The sequence below is a fragment of the Acidimicrobiales bacterium genome, from assembly GCA_036270875.1.
Lineage (GTDB): Bacteria > Actinomycetota > Acidimicrobiia > Acidimicrobiales > AC-9 > AC-9.
The window spans coordinates 1-17,715 of the sequence record DATBBR010000143.1; the positions used below are offsets into that span (position 1 = coordinate 1).

A 17,715-nucleotide genomic window follows, 5' to 3' on the forward strand; every position below is an offset into this window, starting at 1 on the left:
GGGGATGCGGTCTGGCCCGTGCCCACCGGGCCCTCCCTCAGCCACCCCCAGGATCAGGGCTCCCCGAGTACGACAGGCCCTGACCACAACCGGTTGTGGCTACCAGTGTCCGGTAGCACAAGATCTAGCGTCTAATTACAGCACCGTAACTTCACGGCTGTCAAGAGACTGTGCCATATGGAGGGCGCTCCAAGGGCGACCGACCGCCCGGGGCAAGCCCCACCCACCCTGACCCGGTAGAACGTCGGGACGTGGACGTGATCATCCGGACCATCGAGCCAGCGGAGGCCGAGGCCTGCGCGCGCGCCGCCAGCCTTGCCTTCAGCCAGCCCTTCGACAAGGAGCGGTTCGAGGCCAGCTTCGACACCCTGGAGCCGGAGCGCACCCTGGCCGCCTGGGAGGGTCCGACCGTGGTGGCGACGGCAGGGGCGTCGACGTTCCGTCTCTCGGTACCGGGCGGCCACCTGGGCGCCGCGGGGGTGCGAAACGTGGGGGTGCTGCCGACCCACCGGCGTCGCGGCCTGCTGACCGAGCTCATTCGCCGACAGCTGGACGACGTCCGCAGCCGAGGGGAGCCCCTCGCCTGCCTCTGGGCGTCGGAGAGCCGGATCTACCGCCGCTTCGGCTTCGGCCTGGCCGTCCTCGGCCTGAGCTGGGAGGTCGCCCGGGCGGCGACCCACTTCGTCCCCGGGATCCCGGTGGACCTGCCCGTCCGTCTCGTCGAGGGGGACGAGGTCCGGCCCGCGATGGCCGCCGTCCACGAGCGCCTGTGGCGAACGAGGCCGGGGATGGTCGACCGCTCCCCCGCCTGGATCAGCCTCCTGCTGCGCCGCCGCCGTGAGCTCCGCCACGCCCTGGTCGAGGGGCCATCGGGCGTCGAGGCGTACGCCTCGTACCGGGTGACCGCCGACTGGAGCATCGGCGGCCCTCTACACGAGCTGGTCGCCGCAGAGGTCATCGCTGTCAGCCCCCAGGCCGAGGGCACCGTCTGGCGGTTTCTCCTCGACACCGACCTGGTCCGCACAGTCAAGGCCGGCCAGCGTCCGGTCGACGAGCCGCTGGTCTGGATGCTGGCCGACACCCAGGCCCTACAGCGCCGGGTGACCGACGCCCTCTGGGTGCGCCTGGTGGACCTCGAGGGGGCACTCTCCGGCCGCCGGTACTCGACCGACGTGGGTGTGGTTCTCGAGGTCTCGGACGCCTTCTGCCCGTGGAACGAGGGGCGCTGGTTATTGGAGGGTGGTCCTGACGGCGCCCGGTGCACCCGGACCTCCGCACGACCCGACCTGAGCCTCGATACTGCCGACCTGGCCGCTACCTTCCTCGGCGGCGTCGGCCTCGGCCCGCTCGTCCGCGCTGGTCGCGTGGCCGAACGCGTCGCCGGCGCTGCGGCTCGCACGCACGCCGCGCTGGCGTGGGACCCCCCACCGTGGGCGGTCACCTTCTTTTAAGATCCGCCCGAGCGCACGCGGGCGCACATCCACGCACGGGAGGTCCATCATGATCGCCGCCTTCTCTCTGACCCCGCTCGGCGTCGGGGAATCGGTCGGCGAGCTGGTCGCCGACGCGATCAGGGTCGTGCGCGACAGCGGGCTCGCTTCGGAAACCAACGCCATGTTCACCAACGTCGAAGGCGAATGGGACGAGGTGATGCCGGTCATCAAGGCCTGCGTGGACCGGGTCGCAGAGAGGGCGCCCAGGGTGAGCCTGGTCATGAAGATCGACTTTCGTCCCGACCATGACAACGCCATGACGACGAAGATGCAGTCGGTGCTGCGGCACCTCGGATGACGCGGTGACAGTCGTGCTCGCCATCGACGCCGGCACCACGGGAGTTCGGGCGCTGGCCGTCGACGAGGCCGGATCTCCGGTGCTCTCGTCGTACCGAGAGCTGACCCAGCACTATCCCCGCCCCGGTTGGGTCGAGCACGATGCCGACGAGATCTGGCGCGGCGTCCAGCACGTGCTGTCGACGGTCAGCACCCAGCTGGCCGACCGCCACGAGGCGGTCGCGGCCATCGGCATGACCAATCAGCGGGAGACGGCAGTGGCGTGGGACCGCGACACCGGCCGACCGCTCCACCGGGCGCTGGTGTGGCAGGACCGTCGGACCGCGGGGCGGTGCGACGCCCTCAGGGATGCCGGTTACCTGCCTCTGGTGCGGGACCGCACCGGGCTCGTCCTCGACCCCTATTTCTCGGCCACCAAGTTCGAGTGGCTGCTCACCGAGGGCGGCGTCCAGCGGAGCCCCGGACTGATGCTCGGGACCGTGGACTCCTGGGTGCTCTGGAACCTGACCGGTGGGCCGCACGGCGGGGTCCACCGCACGGACCCGTCCAACGCCAGCCGCACGCTTCTCTACGACATCGTCGATCGGCGCTGGTCCGAAGAGCTGTGCCAGCTGTTCGACATCCCCGGGTCGGCGCTGGCCGAGGTCCGCCCCTCCGCCGGCCGCTTCGGATCCGTCGCCCCCGGCGCCGTCGCCGGTCTCCAGGCTGGTGTGCCCGTGGGGGGGATCGCGGGTGACCAGGCCGCATCGCTGTTCGGCCAGGCGTGTGTGGGAACGGGCATGACGAAGAACACCTACGGCACCGGAAGCTTCGTCCTCATGAACGTCGGCGCCGCGCCCCCGCCACCTGCAGACGGGCTGCTCACCAGCGTGGCCTGGGAGCTCGACCCAGGCCTCGGTGGGCCCGGTCCCGACGTGGCCTACGCCCTAGAAGGGGCCATCTTCGCCACCGGTGCGGGCATCCAGTGGCTGCGCGACGGCCTCGGCATCATCTCCGAGGCGGCCGAGATGGGCCCGCTGGCCGCCAGCGTCGACAGCAGCGAGGGCGTGTTCATGGTGCCCGCCTTCACCGGCCTCGGCAGCCCCTGGTGGGATCCCTACGCCAGGGGCACGGTCGTCGGCCTGACCCGCGGCGTGGGCCGGGCCCACGTGGCCCGGGCCATCGTGGAGGCGATGGCGTTCCAGACCCGCGACGTCGTCGAGGCGATGACCGCCTGCTCGGGCCACGAGGTGCCCAGTCTTCGGGTCGACGGAGGGGCGTCGGTGATGGACCTGCTTCTTCAGATCCAGGCCGACCAGCTGCAGGCCCCCGTCACCCGACCCCGAGTGGTCGAGACGACCGGCGTGGGGGCGGCCCTGCTCGCCGGGCTGGCCGAGGGCGTGTGGGGCTCCATGGACGAGGTCGCCGGGCTGTGGACGCCTGAGGCGGCGATGACGCCTCGCGCCTCGAAGGCCGGCGCCGACGCCCATCACGAGGGGTGGCGCCGGGCCGTCGAGCGCGCCCTGGCCTGGGCCCCTTCCTGAGCTCAGCAGATGCTCGGATGGGCCTGGTGCGAGACCCTCGTGACCAGCTCCGCCCAGCGGTGGTCACCGATGCTCGCCAGCACGGCCAGCTGCGCTCGCTCGCGGGAACGGAACGGGCGGCCCCGGCGGCCCAGGACCAGGGCCAGGTCGGCGCGGTCCAACGACGCCCAGGCCACGTCATCGGGTCCGCACTCACCGGCGGCGACCCGTACCGACGAGCGGCTGCCGGCCACGAATGCGCCCAACCAGGGACCTGGTGGCGTCACGCCCACGCTGGCCAGCGGAACGGGCCCGTCAAGATCGATCACCGCCGCCCAGTCGGCGTCGAACACCCGCTGACTGTGCTCGGCCAGGTCGTCGAGGAGCCCGTCAATGGCCGTCTGCTCGACAAGCGCAGCCGCCGTCCCGAGCGCCTCCAAGCCGGCGTCCGGGGCGCCACGGAGCGACGGCCGGACATCCTCGATGTCGACCCCGTCCACCTCCCCGACCTCGGACACCATCAGCGACACCCGCTCCGCATCGGGCAGGTCCACGAGGACCTCGTCCACGGCGCGGCCGCCACCGCGCTCGAGGATCTCGACACCCACCAGGTCGCCGCCCACGGCGCCGATGCGGCTGGCTACTGCGCCGAGCGCGCCGGGGCGATCCGGCACCCAAACCCTCACCAGATAGATCGGCATGACAGCAGAGCCTACGTAGTCAAGGTTGCTGTCGCGTTTCCAAACCGAGAAGCTGGCGTTATGGGTCGTCGGCGCTCACCCGGCCGGCGTCTACGGGCCAGCCCCCCTCTACCCGGCGGCAGCGACCGGTTCGGGCGATGGAGTCGACCGGATGCGGGACTCCTCGGCGGCGCCCAGGACGGTCTTGCGGGTGGCGTACCGATCGACGTACTCCTGGCCCGACACGTTGCGAAGCTCGAACATGATCTCGTCGGTGATCCGGCGGAGCACCCTCGGGTCGTCGGCTCTGTCGTAGTAGCGCTCGAAGGTCATCGGCGCCGAGAAGCGGATCGTGACGGGCATGAACAGCCGAGGCCGCACCTGGCCGATGGGCTGCAGCTCGCGCGTACCCACCATGGCGACGGCCAGCACGGGGACCCCGCAGTTGAGGGCCAGCCGGGCGACGCCGGTATGGCCCCGGTGCAGGCGCCCGTCGGGGGAGCGGGTGCCCTCTGGATAGATGCCGAACAGCTCGCCCCGCTCGAGCACCTCCCGGGCGGCGTCCAGGGCGCCCTGGGCCGCCGAGCCGCCCTCCCGCTTGACCGGGATCTGCCCGAGCGCCCGGAAGAACCATGCTGATTTGGGGTCGTCGAAGTACTCGGCTTTGGCCACGAACGTCATCCGACGCCGCAGCACGAGGGGCAGGAAGATCGAGTCGGAGAACGACAGGTGGTTGCTGGCCAGGATCGCCGGCCCCGAACGGGGGACGTTCTCCAGGCCTTCCACCCTGACCCGGTAGAAGAAGCGCAGCACCGGGGTCAGCACCGCCTTCAACGCCCAGTACAACATCATGACTCCTATCTTGTCGTCACCGTCGTCCGCCGTCGACGCGCCATTGGGCGACGACCGAACAAGGTCCCGCCGCTCCGCTTCCTTGACCGGACGGTCAAGGGTGCCTATGGTCCGCCCAGTGGACCGTCGTCTCACCCAGCGTGGTCGGGAGCGGCGTCGTCAACTCGTGGAGTACGCCGCCCGCCGCTTTGCCGAGAACGGGTACCACCCTACATCGGTGGCGGAGATCGTCGCCGGGCTGGGTGTGGGCAAAGGGGTCTTCTACTGGTACTTCTCTTCGAAAGAGGAGCTGTTCGGCGAGATCCTCCGTGAGGCGCAGCAGGAGCTGCGCCGCTGCCAGCAACAGGCCATTGCCGACGAGCCCGATCCCCTCCGTCGCATCGAGCTCGGCATCCGGACGTCCATGCGGTGGCTGGGCGACCATCGCCATCTGTTCACGCTCTTCCAGTTCGCAGCGACGGAGGAGCGTTTCTCGGGCATGCTGCGCCGGGGCGAGGAGGTGGCAGTCGGTGACGCTGCGCGCCACATCAAGGAGGGCATCGGGGCGGGACGGATACGCGATACCGACCCGACCGTGCTCACCCACGCGGTGCTCGGCGTCACGAACCATCTGGCGCGCGTGATGATCTTCGAGCACGGAGCCGCCCCCGACGACGTGGCCGACGCAGCCGTCGCCTTCTGTCTCGACGGGCTGTGCGGGCCACCGGAGCCGGCTCCCGCAGCCGCTGCGATCTGACGCGCTACAGCTTCGTCAGCGACCGGCGCAGGCTGCGCACGGCCTGACCGATCCGCTTCTCGTTCTCGATGAGGGCGAAGCGGACATGGGCGTCGCCCCCCGGCCCGAACCCCACGCCGGGCGAGGTTGCCACCTTCGCCTCGGACACGAGGAACTTGGAGAACTCCAGCGAGCCCATCTCGCGATACGGCTCGGGGATGGGCGCCCAGACGAACATCGTGCCCTTGGGTTTGGCCACGTCCCACCCCATGCGTGACAGGCCATCGCAGAGCGCGTCTCGCCGTCCCAAATAGATCTCGTTGACGACCTTGGGATAGTCGGAGGCCTCGTTCATGGCCACGATGGCGGCGATCTGTATGGGCTGGAAGGTCCCGTAGTCCAGGTAGCTCTTCAACTTGGTCAGCGCGGCCACGATCTCCGGGTTGCCGACCATGAACGCCACCCTCCAGCCCGCCATAGAGAAGGACTTGGTCAGCGTGTACAGCTCGACCGACACCTCTTTTGCCCCCGGCACCTGGAGGATCGACGGCGGCACGCACCCGTCGTAGTACGTGTCCGAGTAGGCGAAGTCGTGGACGAGCACGACCTCGTGCTCACGGGCGAAGTCCACCAGTCGCGACATCCAGCCGAGATCCACGCACGCCGTCGTCGGGTTGTGCGGGAATGACAGCACGATGACCCGGGGCTTCGGCCAAGTGGACTCCCACACCTCCATGACGTTCTCGAAGAAGTCCTCCTCGGGGCCCATGCGCACCTGGCGCACGTCTGCCCCCGTGAAGAGGGGGGCATAGATGTGGATGGGGTACGACGGCGACGGCACCAGGGCGGTGTCGCCGGGGCCGATGAGGACCCACATCAGGTGGGACAACGCCTCTTTGGCTCCGATGGTGGTGACCACCTCGGTCTCCGGGTCGACCTCTACGCCGAAGCGGCGGAGGTACAGGTTGGAGATGGCCAGACGAAGCTTGGGGATGCCGCGGCTCGCCGAGTAGCGGTGGTTGCGGGGATTGTGTGCCGCTTCGGCCAGCTTCTCGACCGCGACATCGGGCGACGGGATGTCGGGGTTGCCGAAGCCGAGGTCGATGACGTCGCCGCCGGCGTGGCGGGCATCCCTCTTCAGGCTGTCGATCTGGCTGAAGACGTACGGGGGCAGGCCCTTGATCCGGCGGAACTCCATAGCAAGAAGGTACCGTCTCGTCGCCGGCGATGGCCGGGATTGTCAGTACCGCAGAAGGGCGCCGATCCTGCCCATCACGTCGAGGTCGGCGCTGTCCACGCAGGTCACGACCCGACACGAGCGCAGCACCGCGTCCGCCACCGCCTCCTCCACGACGTCGTCCACCAGGTCCATCTTCGCCGAGCAGACAGGACAGGTGCGGCCTCGCTCGGCCAGGGCCGCGCAGCGCGGGCACCGCCAGCCGGAAGTCGCGAACCCGGCCGAGACGAGCAAGGTCTCCACCCTCCGCTCGAGAAGCGCCCCGAGCACCCGCCCGAGCCCGACCACGGCGGTCCCCGTGCCGAGACGATCCCGGAGGGAGTCGAGGAGGGTCGTCTCCCGCTCGCGCTCGACCTGATCCTCGACCCGCAGCACCGCCTGGCGCACCTCCTCGTCGCCGGCGGTCGTCGGTGTCGAGAGGCGGGCCACGATGCGGTCACGCAGGTAGGAGTGCAGCTCCCGCTCGAGCTCGGCGAGCACCTCCTCGGGGCCGCTCAGGACCAGGTTCTCGAAGCCAGTCCCCTTGAAGACCGAGAACGCCAGGTGCCCAGCCCGTCTGAGGTGGTGCTGGGCAGCGACCGCCTGGTGGCCGTGCACGTGGTCTTTGTCCCATTCGCCCCGGTCGTCCTCGTGGCGGGGGAGCTCCTCGAACAGGGTCTCGGCGTGAGCGACCTCTCCCATCTCGACAACGAGCACTCGCGCCCGTTGCCGGTCCGCCAGCAGGACCCCGAACCGCTCGTGCTCCTCGCTCAGTCGCTCGAGCTGGGCCACCTGTGGACTCCGGTTGACCACCAGCTGATCGCACACCGGCATCGGCAGCTCTAGGACCTCCCACAGGCCCGCGGCCTCACACGAGAACAGCGCCACGCCTCGCACCCTCGAGCGGTCCAGGCCCCGTCGGACATGGGCCACGATCCGGTCCAGGTCCCTGGCCGCGGGGCGCCCCCCGTTGGAGGAGCCGAGGGCCTCGCGGACCATACGATCGAGCTGGCGCTCGTACTCCTGCGGTCGTGGGCGTCGCCGGCCGTCCACGTCGAGGTAGAGCGAGACGACAGGCGCATCTTGGCTCTGGAACGCCGCCAGGATGCGAATGGTGTCCTTGGTCAGCGCAACCACGAGACCTCCCGGCTCGGCTGTGGTGATGCTACGTCGCCTGGGCGGGACGTCGCCTGGTGAGGCCAAGGCCGGCCGGGGGGGGCGGCCCGTGTCGTCGGCGCCTCCCCGCCTAGGACACGTCGATCCGCTGCACGCGCTGGGAGTCGGGTCGGGGACCTCGCCGGCCTGCCTCCGCCATACCGGCGAGCGCACCCCCCGTCGACGGTGGATCCTTCACCAGCTCCTCGGCCACGTCGAGCGCAGCACGCGCCGCGGCGATCATCTCCAGCGCCGCGGCCTGCAGATGCTCGAACACCTCGCGGGCTCGATCCTCGTTCACAGCGCCTCCTCCCGCATCTGGCCGTGCACGCGGTCCCCGGATGCGTGCGCCCCGTCCGCCCCCTCCGCCGCGGTCTCGAAGCCGATCTCCAGCCAGCCGTCCTCCATTGTCGCCCCCGTGACCTCCCTGCGTCGCAACGAGTCAGGCAGCACGACGGCCCGTCGATGCGAGCCGACCCGCACCAGAAGCTCCCCGTCGCGTCGGCCGAGCTCGACGGCGTGCCGATCGGCGAACGGTAGTGGCAGGCCGAGCACGTGCGACGATCCTCGACGCTCGATTCTCATCGTCCGGCCCCGATGGAGGACGGCCGCTGGGTCCCCGTCGGCGTGCAGCACCTCGGCGAACGCCCGCAGCCGATCCAGTCCCACGAGCTCCTCGGCCGCCAGCTCGGCGCGAAGCACAGGCAGCGGCGCGAACCCCGCCTCGATAGCAGCCAGATGGTCGGCATGCGTCCGCTTCCACGCCGTGAACCAGGGATCGGTCACCGCCTCGGGCAACAAGCGGTTGGCCACCACGGCGTCGACCTGGTAGCCGAACAAGGAGAGGTAGGTCGCCGTGCGCCGGGCTTCGGCGATCACCATCCGCTCGGGGTTGACGACCAGCCGGACGCTCGTCACGGCCGCGTTCGTCAGCAGGCTCCGGACGCCCTCGAGACGGTCGTAGAAACCACGGACCGCATCGAAGACCTCATCGCCCGCCACCGGCAACGACGTCACCCGGCGCATGAACGGGCGCACCACTCTCGTCAGTGTTCGCTCGACCGGGAAGACCCGACTCATGTACCACTCGAGAACGTCTGGCAACGACAGCAGCCGGATCGTCTCCGCCGTCGGCCCGCAGTCGACCACGATGACGTCCCAGCGTCCCGAGCTCGCGTGATCCTTGATGTCGGCCAAGGCAAAGATCTCCTCGAGCCCCGGCACGATGGACAGCTCCTCTGCCTCGAGGGCGTCCATCCCGGCCCAGTCGAGCACCGCCATCAACCATTCCTGGACGTCGCCCCACACCTCGGCGAACCGCTCGGTGGCATCGAGCTGCTGGCCCGAGAGGTTGCCCTCGATCGGCGTGGGCCGAGGTCCGAGGGGCCGCTCGAACGAGTCGGACAGCGAGTGCGCGGGGTCCGTCGACAGCACGAGCGTGCGAGCCCCCGCATCGGCGCACCGCAACGCGGTCGCCGCGGCCACGGTGGTCTTGCCCACGCCGCCCTTGCCCGTGAAGAGCAGGACCCTCCCCGAAGGCGATGTCACTAGTTGGACTCGGCCCTGGCCTTGAGGTTCTTCAGAGCGGTGTGCATTATGCGCCCTTCGGCCCGGCGCTTGACGAAGCCAGGGATGGGCACCTTGAGCTCGACGACGAGGCGGTACACCACCTCGGTGTCCCCATCTACGGTCGGCTCGAACACATACGCCCCGTCTAGCCGGGACGTGAGGTCACCCTCGGTCTGCACCCACGTCAGCTCGTGCGGCGCCGCCGTGTAGTCGTAGGCGAGCGTGTAGCTGGTGCTTCGGCCGAACGCGGCAGCCCGGAAGGTCACCGCAGCGGGGCGACCGTCCGCCTCGCGCTCGACCACCTCGACCTGCTTGATGTCGGCGGCCCACTCGAGGTAGTGCTCGAAGTCGGTGACCACCTCGTAGCAGCGCTCCGGTGACGCCCGCATGATCATCCGCTCAGTTGCGAGCTCAGCCACCGTCACTCCCTGCCCGGGCGCCCATGCCGGGGCACGACAGCGGCCGCCACCTGCCAAGGAGCGTGAGCACCGGAACCGCGGATCGCCGGTCAAGCCGTCGCACGAGTACGGCAGCGTAGCAATCGCTCCACCTATCGCCGGCACGACCGCCTCGGGCGCCGCGAACGGCGATCACTCGACGAGCTTTCGCAGCGCCACGTCCAGCCGGGCTGCCAGGACCTCGTAGTCGAAGCCCGACTCGGCACGCGACCGGGCGGCAAGGCCCAGACGGCGACGCCGTCCCTCGTCGTCGAGGAGCGGCCCCAGCGAGGCGGTCACCTCGTCGACGTCGCCGGGCCGCCGGACGACGAGGCCGGTGGCGCCGTCGACCACGGCCTCGGCCGCCCCTCCGCTGTCCCCCGCCACCTGCGGCACCGCGCAGGCCGCCGCCTCCAGGAACACGATCCCGAACCCCTCCTGCTCGAGGCCGGCCCAGCGATCCCGGCAGAGCATGGCGAACACGTCGGCGCAGCCGTAGAGCTGCGGCAGCACGTCGTCCGCAACCCGACCCATGAGTCGAACGGGGGCGGCGGTCTTGGCGATGCGCCGCTCGAGCCGGCTCCGGTCCCGACCGGTTCCGGCGATGGCGACGGTGAGATCCGGTCGGGCCGCGGAGAGGCGGGACGCGGCGTCGATGAGCACGTCCATGCCCTTTCGGGGAACCAGGCGGCTCACGCTGACGACCAGTCGGCCCTCGGCCGGTAGGCCCAGCGCCGCCCGGGCCCTGGTCCGCTCGCGGTCGTCGAGCGGCCGGAAGCGTTCGCCGTCGACCCCGGGCGGTATGGCGGTCACCGGGGGCATGCCGCTGCCGGCAGCCCGCCGGGCCTGCGCCTCCGGATAGGTGCCGGCTGCGATGACGGCAGCGGCGTCCCGCAGCACCCGGGCCAGCAGGGGGCGGGCGCCGGGCAGCCGGCCGGGGACCGTCACCTCGGCGCCGTGCAGGACCAGCGCGTACGGCAGGCCCAGGGCGGGGCCGACCAGACCCACCGGGAGCGCGGGATCGAGCACGACGAGGCGGGCGCCAGTCCGCTCACAGCGACGGCGGATGTGGCGCGCCAGGCCTGGCGAGGGCAGCAGCATCCGGGTCGCCAGGCGCTCGATGTCGAAGGGCTGGGCGGCGTCGAATACGGCGCTCTCGGGGTGATCGATCGTGAGGACCGAGAACGAGTCGGGCGGGAGCCGCCGCCACAGCTCCCACAAGTAGGACTGGATGCCGCCGACCTTGGGTGGGAAGTCGTTGGTGACGAGGAGGTGCCTCATCTGGCGAGCCGGGCTCCGGTCACCCGGCGAGCCCGTCGTGCCCAGCGAGCCCCGCGGTCCTGAGCTCGGCCACCACCTCGGTATCGGTCTCCGACCCGGCGAGGCCGGACGCCAGGTCGTGGCGACCCAGGCGGGCGGCGGCCCAGACCGCGTGGGCCCGCACCAGTGGGTCCCGGTGGGCCAGCGCGTCACGCAGCGCTCGGGCCACCCGCCGGTCGCGCCCGTCGCCCACGTTGCCCAGCGCCACCAGGGCGTTGCGTCGAAGGTAACGGGGCTGGCGCCGCGGGATGTACCAGCGCCCGAGGTGGCCGAGGAGCTCGGCGTCGCTGGATCCGAGGAGGCAGACCAGCTCGACCCACGGCTCGTCGTCCTCCCCCGCCGGAGGCGGAGGATGGCGCCGATCCTCGCTGCGGTTGGGCGGGCATACCTCCTGGCAGTCGTCGCATCCGTAGATGCGGCCCCCCAGTGCCGATCGGAGCTCGATCGGGAACACCCCCGGCGCCTGGAGCAGCCAGGCCAGGCACCGTCTGGCGTCGAGCACACCCGGTTCCACCAGGGCACCCGTGGGACAGGCGGCCAGACATCGGGCGCAGGTCCCGCAGGTACCGCCACCGCCCGCCGTCCTCGGCGGAAGGGGCGCGTCGGTGACGACCGACCCCAGCACGAACCACGACCCCCTCCCGGGCAGCAGGAGGACCGTGTTCTTGCCGTACCACCCCAGGCCCGCCCGGTGGGCCGCGGCCCGGTCGACCATGGCGTTGTCGTCGACCACCACCCGCGCCTGCCATCCGGCGGCCTCCAGCCGACCGGCCACCACACCAAGAGCTGCACGCAGCGGCTCGTAGTGGTCGCTCCAGGAGTAGCGGGCCACCCGGCCGAGGGCTCCGGTCGCTGGAGTGTCCTCCGGGGGCGCCCGCCGATACGACCGGGCACCCACCACCAGGGCGCGGGCGCCGGGAACGGAGCCAGCGGGATCGGTGGCGCGACCCGGGTCCCCGTAGGTGAAATGCATCCCGCCGTGCAGCCCGGCCGCCTTACGGTCCTCGAGGTGCCGGCGGGTGGACTCGAACGGCTCAGCCCCGGTGATGCCGACCGCGTCCAGCCCCGACGCCCGTGCCAGGGACGAAAGCTCGTCGGCCAGCGGGCGCAGGTCGTCGAGAGCCAGGGCGCGGCGGACCACGACCCCATGCTTGCACCGGAGGGCGGTTGATACACCCGGGTGCCACCATGCGGGTCATGAGCGATTCGATGACGATCAGCTGCCACGACTGCTCGATGCTCGACAGTGCTGCGTGCGAGGACTGCGTGGTCAGCTTCATCCTGGACCGGACGCCCGGCGACGCCGTGCTCATCGACGCCGACGAGGCCCGCGCCGTACGCATGTTGGGCGACGTGGGGCTGGTGCCCCACCTTCGTCACACCCGGGCGGGCTGAGGCGCGCTCAGAGCTCCCGGCGCAGGACGGCCATGAGCTGGCTGACCGAGATGACGTTGGCGCCCCGCCGCTCGGCGTCCTCGCGCACGGCCCGGTCGTTCGAAGCGACCACCACCGGGCTCTGGACGGGCAGGTCGTCGACCAAGCCGACGACGATCTCGTCGGCCTCGACGTCAGGTGGGGAGAACCGCGTCCGCACCAGGCGCCGGGGCCCGGCCGACGTCACCGGCTGCGCGGGCTCGACGCCGTCGAAGACGACGTGCACGCCGGACTTCGTCCTCGTCGCCAACTCCTCCAGTGCGTCGACGAGCCGGCGCCGCTGCTCGCCGATCGACAACGAGGGGCGCCAGGCGAGAGAGGCGTTGTACCCGTCGACGACGAGCACGGTCCCGCTCAGCCGCACCAGGTGCTCGGCGGCTTCGGGGGAATCGTCCCGCATGCCAGGCGGCAGTGGCGCCGGACGTCGTGAAGGGCGACGCTCCTTCCGAGGACTCGACGATCGGGGGCGGGGTCGCGGAGGCGCCGACACGGGTGGGGAAGCAGCGGCCTGCTCGACGTCGTCGGCTACCTCCTCGGGGTCGTCAGGGACGGAGGGACTGAGCGAGTTCGCGCTCGAGCGCAGCGTGGCGGCGAGGGAGGATGCAGCCTCGGCAGCTTCCGCGATCTCGCGGGCAAGGGTCTCGAGGTCGGGTCCTTTGCGCACCACGGTTCGCAGGCGGGCGAGCTCGGCCCTCGCTTCCTCGAGCGCCCGGCTGGCCTTGGCCTGGTCGCCGGTCAGAGCGTCGGCCCGCCGACGGGCGGTGGCGGCATCCTCTTCGGCGGCGCGGCGCGATCGACGCTCGGCCCGAAGCTCCTCGGCCGTCCGCACGGCGCGCTCTCTCTCGCGGGCGAGCGCCTCCTCGATCCGCCGAGCCGATGCCTCGGCAGCTCGCACCCGGCGGCGTGCCTCCCGCTCGTCCTGCTCCCCGTGGCGGTCGTCGATCTCGGCCCGCGCCGCCACCAGCAGCCCGTCGAGCTCGGTCGCCCACCCGTCCGGCCGGGCCACGAAGAGCCACGCCGGTCGGGGCAGCTCGATCTCCTCGGCCGCCGCGGCCACCCGCTCCCGGAAGTCGGCGTCCTCGTCGACCACACGCCGTACGACGTCCAGGGCCCGAGCCGGCAGTCGGGCGAATCCCAGCAGGGGCTTCATGGGCCGGGGTGCCGCGATGCGTGGCTCCAGCTGCTGGCCCGCCCGAGCCACGGCCCAGGCCAGCTCGAGGGCCGGTCGCAACAGGGCGCCCCCATCCGGCCCGGGAGGGCGGCCCGAGGACGACGCCGGCCCGGGAGGGCGGCCCGATGACAGCGCGTCGGCGGACGGTTCCTGCCGCCGCGGCGTCAGACCTCGCTCTCCCGCAGCACCTGCACGGCACGGTCGGTGTCGCACCATCGGCACGACACCTCCTCCACCACGTGGGACAAGAGCTGCTCGTCCTCGACCGTGAGGTCACCACCGACGCTGTAGTGGTGAAACGCCCGAGTCCGGCGTGTCGACACCACGTCGAACCGGGTCACGTTGCCACAGGCGTCACACCGATAGCGGGGAGCGTCCACGGCGCTCAGAGTACCGTCGGCCTGATGAACCCCCGGCTGCGGGTGCTGTGCGAGCTGTTGATGCCCGAGGTGCGTGAGTACGCCGGGCTGCACGAGTACGACGGGCAGGTGCAGGACCTCTCCCCGAGCGGAGTGACCGCCGCCCTGGCCCGGCTGGGGCAGGGGCCACCAGACCCGAACGCCCACGACGAGGCCCACCTGCGAACCACCGAGGAAGGGCTGCGCACCGCGCTCGGCATGGTGGAGGAGCACCGCCGCAACCCGCTCGTGCACATCGCCAACCTCGACCTGGCTACCTACGACCGCGAGTACGCCCCTCTCGCCGAGCGCCAGGACGTCAAGCGGCGTCACCTGGCGTCGTGGCCCGCCGCCGTGGACGGCGCCATCGAGTCGCTCGACCTCGTCCCGGCGCCGGTCGCCCGGGCCCTGCTGCCGGCGACGAGAGGGCTCGTCGCGGGATTGGAGCAGAGTCCCGAAGGGCCCGGGTCGAGCGCGGGCGATGCGGACCTCGAGGCGGCCAGGAAGGCCCACGGACGACTCGTCCACCACGTCGAGGGGATCGGCGACGGCGGTGATCCCGACGTTGCCATCGGCGGCCCCAATCTCGCCCGACTCATGGGCGACCCCGAGGGGATGCCCGTCGATCTCGGGCGCCTGGCTCTTCGGGCGGACGCCGAGGCCGACCGAGTGCGCCGCCTGCTCGACGACGCCTGCGACCGCCTTCGCCCCGGCGCCCGGCCAGGGGAGCTGCTGGCCGAGCTGGGCGCCGACCACGCCGGACCTGAGGGCATCGAAGCCGAGGCCCGGGCGCTCATCGCCGAGGCGACCGCCTTCGTGGTCGACCGCGACCTCCTCGCCGATCCCGGCGGCGAGTGCCGGGTGGGTCCGGCGCCGCCCTCGCGGCGATGGGCCATGGCCATGATGTCGTGGACGGCGCCGTTCGAGGCCGACGCGCCCGCCTGGTACTACATCAATCCGCCCGATCCCGTCTGGCCCGCCGAGGAGCAGGCCGAGTGGCTGGCGGTGTTCAGCCGGACCACCCTGCCCGCCATCACCGTGCACGAGGTCACGCCCGGCCACTACGCCCACGGGCGAATGCTGCGCCGCCTCGACGGCGACGTCCGCCGCATCCTGTTCTCGTCAGCGTTCGTCGAGGGCTGGGCGCATTACGCCGAGGAGCTCGTCCTCGACGAGGGCTTCCGCGCCGACGATCCGCGCTTTGCCATCGGGGTCCACGTCGAGGCGCTCGTACGCATCACCCGGCTCGCCGTCGCCATCGGCATCCACACCGGTGCCATGAGCCTGGAGGATGCTGTCCACCGATTCGAAGAGGACGCCTTCCTTCGGGGACCGGCGGCGCGGAGCGAGGCGGAGCGGGCGGGCTTCGATCCCACCTACGGCCGCTACACGTGGGGCAAGCTCGAGATCAGGGCCTTCCAGGACGAGGCCAGGACCCGGTGGGGCCGGCGGTATCGCCACCGGCGCTTCCACGAAGCGCTGCTCGGTCTCGGTGCCCCGCCACTCGGACTCATCGGCGACGCCCTCGGACCCGGCTGAGGGGGCAGGCCCTCCCGCTCAGTCGGGCCGGGAGAACTGCACGATGGCGATGCCCAGCGCCGCCACCCCGATGAGCAGGACGACCCCGAGCTCGATCCCCACCGGCAGGCGCCACCCGAACCAGCTGAGCCCCGGGCTGAGCGTGGCGAAGTGGGCCGCCGACGAGCTGTGGGCGAACACCGCCCGACGCATGGGGTCCACGGCATAGCTCAACGGATCGAGCCGGGTCAGCACGGTGAGCCACTGCGGCAGCCCCGCGAGAGGGAACATCGCTCCCGACAGGAAGAACATGGGCAGCACGACGAACTGCATCACGACCTGGAACGACTCCACCTGCTGCATCCGCGCCGCCAGGACCATGCCCACGGCCGTCAGGGCCACTGCCATGAGGACCATCTCGCCCACCAGGATCAACAGCAGCGGCGCCGAGAACGGAATGCCCACGAGGGGGGACAGCACGAGGATGATCAGGGCCTGAAGCGTCGCGACCGTGGCCCCGCCCGCGCACTTGCCCACCACCAGCGACGAGCGCCGGATCGGAGCGACCAGCATCTCACGCAGGAAGCCGAACTCCCGGTCCCAGACGATTGACACCGCCGAGAAGATGGCCGAGAACAGGACCGTCATGGCGACGATGCCGGGGAAGATGAAGGTCCGGAAGTTCGAGCCCGACGTGGCCGGACCCCCTCGGACGATCGTCGAGAGCCCGGTGCCCAGCACGAACAGGAAGAGCACCGGCTGAGCCAGCGAGGTCACGATCCGCAGCCGGTTGCGCCCGAAGCGGATGATCTCCCGTCGCCAGACCATGCGCGCCGCCCGAAGCTCGTCGCGCCAGGCGCCCCCGGCCAGGCGGATGGCTGCGACGTCGGGCGCGACAGTGGTCGTCATCGCCGGCGCGCCGCCCTCATCCAGGGCGACGCCGCGTTGCGCTCGGACGACGAAGCCTCGGCGTCGCGGATGGTGCGGCCCGTGTGGGCCATGAAGACGTCGTCGAGGGTCGGGCGCGACACCCGTACTGACCGGATGGGGACCTGCAGCTCGGCGAAGAGCCGGGGAACGAACTCCTCACCAGCCGCCACGTGGAAGGTGACGGCCCCCTCGCTCAGGGTGGCCTCCAGCCCGAACTCGTTCAGCAGTCCCCGCATGGCCGCCACGTCGTCGTCCGTGCGCACCTCGACCCGGTCCTTGCCAACCCCCGCCTTCAGGGCCTCGGGGGTGTCGATCACCACGATGCTGCCGCCGTCGATGATGGCGATGCGATCACAGTGCTCGGCTTCGTCCATGTAGTGCGTCGTGAGGAAGATCGTGATGTCCTCCTGGCGCCGCAGCTGGTTGATGTAGCTCCAGATGTGACTGCGGGTCTGGGGGTCGAGACCCACCGTCGGCTCGTCGAGGAACAGCACCCGCGGCGAGTGCATCAGCCCCCGGGCGATCTCCAGCCGTCGCTTCATCCCGCCCGAGAAGGTGCGGACGAGGCCTCCTCGGCGTTCCCAGAGGCCCACCATCTCGAGGACCTGCTGGAGCCGGCGATCGAGTCCGGCCCGTTCCACGCCGTAGAGCTCGGCGTGGAACATGAGGTTCTCCGTCGCCGTGAGGTAGTCGTCGAGCGTGGTGTCCTGGAAGACCAGGCCGATTCGTCGCCGCACCTCCGCTCGCTGCTTGACAACGTCGTAGCCGGCCACCAAGGCCTGGCCGCCCGTCGGTCGGGCGAGCGTGCAGAGCATCGAGATCGTCGTCGACTTGCCCGCCCCGTTGGGCCCGAGGAAGCCGAAGGTCTCGCCCTGGGACACCTCGAAGCTGACCCCGTCCACAGCCTGGATGTCGCCGTAGCGCTTCTCGAGACCATCGACCTGGACGGCCAGGGGCCCTTTCCCGTCGCCGGGCGCCGTCCCCCGAGACGGCGCGAGGTCAGAAGGTGCACGGGTGGTCGCCAAGAC

Annotated in this window: 19 protein-coding genes; 6 read left to right on the top strand and 13 right to left on the bottom strand. The window is 71.2% G+C overall.

The genetic code is table 11. The features are described 5' to 3' along the window. Nucleotides 1-251: 251 nt before the first annotated feature. The 3 genes from VH112_13655 to VH112_13665 are packed head-to-tail and all read left to right on the top strand — an operon-like array spanning nt 252 to nt 3,313. Nucleotides 252-1,451 carry a GNAT family N-acetyltransferase gene (locus VH112_13655; GenBank protein ID HEX4541281.1) on the top strand — a complete coding sequence of 400 codons (1,200 nt, stop codon included), beginning with the start codon at nt 252-254 and terminating at the stop codon, nt 1,449-1,451. A gap of 49 nt (nt 1,452-1,500) precedes the next feature. Then, nucleotides 1,501-1,791, top strand: coding sequence for an MTH1187 family thiamine-binding protein (locus VH112_13660; protein HEX4541282.1), 291 nt, complete (start codon nt 1,501-1,503; stop codon nt 1,789-1,791). A 4-nt stretch (nt 1,792-1,795) separates the two neighbouring features. Continuing rightward, nucleotides 1,796-3,313 carry a glycerol kinase gene (locus VH112_13665; protein HEX4541283.1) on the top strand — a complete coding sequence of 506 codons (1,518 nt, stop codon included), beginning with the start codon at nt 1,796-1,798 and terminating at the stop codon, nt 3,311-3,313. A gap of 2 nt (nt 3,314-3,315) precedes the next feature. On the opposite strand, the gene VH112_13670 is transcribed toward VH112_13665, so the two are convergent. After that, nucleotides 3,316-3,993 carry an ACT domain-containing protein gene (locus VH112_13670; GenBank protein ID HEX4541284.1) on the bottom strand — a complete coding sequence of 226 codons (678 nt, stop codon included), beginning with the start codon at nt 3,991-3,993 and terminating at the stop codon, nt 3,316-3,318. A gap of 108 nt (nt 3,994-4,101) precedes the next feature. Beyond that, entirely contained in the window at nt 4,102-4,824 is a 723-nt protein-coding gene (locus tag VH112_13675) for a lysophospholipid acyltransferase family protein (protein ID HEX4541285.1), read from the bottom strand. A 118-nt stretch (nt 4,825-4,942) separates the two neighbouring features. On the opposite strand from VH112_13675, the gene VH112_13680 reads away from it, so the two are divergent. After that, entirely contained in the window at nt 4,943-5,560 is a 618-nt protein-coding gene (locus tag VH112_13680; protein ID HEX4541286.1) for a TetR/AcrR family transcriptional regulator, read from the top strand. Nucleotides 5,561-5,564: 4 nt separating this feature from the next. On the opposite strand, the gene VH112_13685 is transcribed toward VH112_13680, so the two are convergent. The 7 genes from VH112_13685 to queG form a co-directional block, all read right to left on the bottom strand. Continuing rightward, nucleotides 5,565-6,737 (bottom strand): aminotransferase class I/II-fold pyridoxal phosphate-dependent enzyme, encoded by a 1,173-nt coding sequence (locus VH112_13685; protein ID HEX4541287.1) that lies wholly within the window; start codon nt 6,735-6,737, stop codon nt 5,565-5,567. 42 nt (nt 6,738-6,779) lie between these two features. Continuing rightward, the gene (locus tag VH112_13690) at nt 6,780-7,892 is read right to left on the bottom strand and encodes a hypothetical protein (protein HEX4541288.1); all 1,113 of its coding nucleotides are present in this window, start codon (nt 7,890-7,892) and stop codon (nt 6,780-6,782) included. Between the two features lie 109 nt (nt 7,893-8,001). After that, the gene (locus VH112_13695; protein ID HEX4541289.1) at nt 8,002-8,211 is read right to left on the bottom strand and encodes a hypothetical protein; all 210 of its coding nucleotides are present in this window, start codon (nt 8,209-8,211) and stop codon (nt 8,002-8,004) included. Beyond that, a complete protein-coding gene (locus VH112_13700; protein HEX4541290.1) occupies nt 8,208-9,458 on the bottom strand; it encodes an ArsA family ATPase in 1,251 nt (416 codons plus the stop codon). Before VH112_13700 ends, VH112_13695 begins: the two co-directional genes overlap by 4 nt. After that, nucleotides 9,458-9,898, bottom strand: a complete 441-nt coding sequence (locus VH112_13705; GenBank protein HEX4541291.1) for an SRPBCC family protein — start codon at nt 9,896-9,898, stop codon at nt 9,458-9,460. Before VH112_13705 ends, VH112_13700 begins: the two co-directional genes overlap by 1 nt. A gap of 171 nt (nt 9,899-10,069) precedes the next feature. Then, the gene (locus tag VH112_13710; protein ID HEX4541292.1) at nt 10,070-11,197 is read right to left on the bottom strand and encodes a glycosyltransferase family 4 protein; all 1,128 of its coding nucleotides are present in this window, start codon (nt 11,195-11,197) and stop codon (nt 10,070-10,072) included. A 19-nt stretch (nt 11,198-11,216) separates the two neighbouring features. Beyond that, nucleotides 11,217-12,377, bottom strand: a complete 1,161-nt coding sequence (gene queG / locus VH112_13715) for a tRNA epoxyqueuosine(34) reductase QueG (GenBank protein HEX4541293.1) — start codon at nt 12,375-12,377, stop codon at nt 11,217-11,219. 56 nt (nt 12,378-12,433) lie between these two features. Here queG and VH112_13720 point away from each other — a divergent pair, with 56 nt between their 5' ends. Then, nucleotides 12,434-12,631, top strand: a complete 198-nt coding sequence (locus VH112_13720; protein ID HEX4541294.1) for a hypothetical protein — start codon at nt 12,434-12,436, stop codon at nt 12,629-12,631. A 7-nt stretch (nt 12,632-12,638) separates the two neighbouring features. Here VH112_13720 and VH112_13725 read toward each other — a convergent pair whose 3' ends face one another. Both VH112_13725 and VH112_13730 read right to left on the bottom strand, forming a co-directional pair. After that, nucleotides 12,639-13,901, bottom strand: coding sequence for an NYN domain-containing protein (locus VH112_13725; protein ID HEX4541295.1), 1,263 nt, complete (start codon nt 13,899-13,901; stop codon nt 12,639-12,641). Nucleotides 13,902-14,005: 104 nt separating this feature from the next. Further along, a complete protein-coding gene (locus VH112_13730) occupies nt 14,006-14,221 on the bottom strand; it encodes a hypothetical protein (protein ID HEX4541296.1) in 216 nt (71 codons plus the stop codon). Nucleotides 14,222-14,245: 24 nt separating this feature from the next. Between VH112_13730 and VH112_13735 the strand changes: the two genes are divergently transcribed. Beyond that, on the top strand, nt 14,246-15,778 hold the full coding sequence (locus tag VH112_13735; GenBank protein HEX4541297.1) for a DUF885 family protein: 1,533 nt from the start codon (nt 14,246-14,248) through the stop codon (nt 15,776-15,778). Nucleotides 15,779-15,796: 18 nt separating this feature from the next. Here VH112_13735 and VH112_13740 read toward each other — a convergent pair whose 3' ends face one another. Next, nucleotides 15,797-16,666: an ABC transporter permease gene (locus tag VH112_13740; protein HEX4541298.1), complete on the bottom strand. Its 870-nt coding sequence runs from the start codon at nt 16,664-16,666 to the stop codon at nt 15,797-15,799. After that, complete coding sequence (locus VH112_13745; GenBank protein ID HEX4541299.1) at nt 16,663-17,712, bottom strand: ATP-binding cassette domain-containing protein; 1,050 nt, start codon at nt 17,710-17,712, stop codon at nt 16,663-16,665. Before VH112_13745 ends, VH112_13740 begins: the two co-directional genes overlap by 4 nt. Between the last annotated feature and the right edge of the window lie 3 nt (nt 17,713-17,715).

Coding starts and splice junctions, on each gene's coding strand:
- VH112_13720 (HEX4541294.1), top strand. CDS start 12,434: ATGAGCGATTCGATGACGATCAGCTGCCACGACTGCTCGATGCTCGAC.
- VH112_13735 (HEX4541297.1), top strand. CDS start 14,246: ATGAACCCCCGGCTGCGGGTGCTGTGCGAGCTGTTGATGCCCGAGGTG.
- VH112_13685 (HEX4541287.1), bottom strand. CDS start 6,737: ATGGAGTTCCGCCGGATCAAGGGCCTGCCCCCGTACGTCTTCAGCCAG.
- VH112_13710 (HEX4541292.1), bottom strand. CDS start 11,197: ATGAGGCACCTCCTCGTCACCAACGACTTCCCACCCAAGGTCGGCGGC.
- VH112_13670 (HEX4541284.1), bottom strand. CDS start 3,993: ATGCCGATCTATCTGGTGAGGGTTTGGGTGCCGGATCGCCCCGGCGCG.
- VH112_13740 (HEX4541298.1), bottom strand. CDS start 16,666: ATGACGACCACTGTCGCGCCCGACGTCGCAGCCATCCGCCTGGCCGGG.
- VH112_13660 (HEX4541282.1), top strand. CDS start 1,501: ATGATCGCCGCCTTCTCTCTGACCCCGCTCGGCGTCGGGGAATCGGTC.
- VH112_13675 (HEX4541285.1), bottom strand. CDS start 4,824: ATGATGTTGTACTGGGCGTTGAAGGCGGTGCTGACCCCGGTGCTGCGC.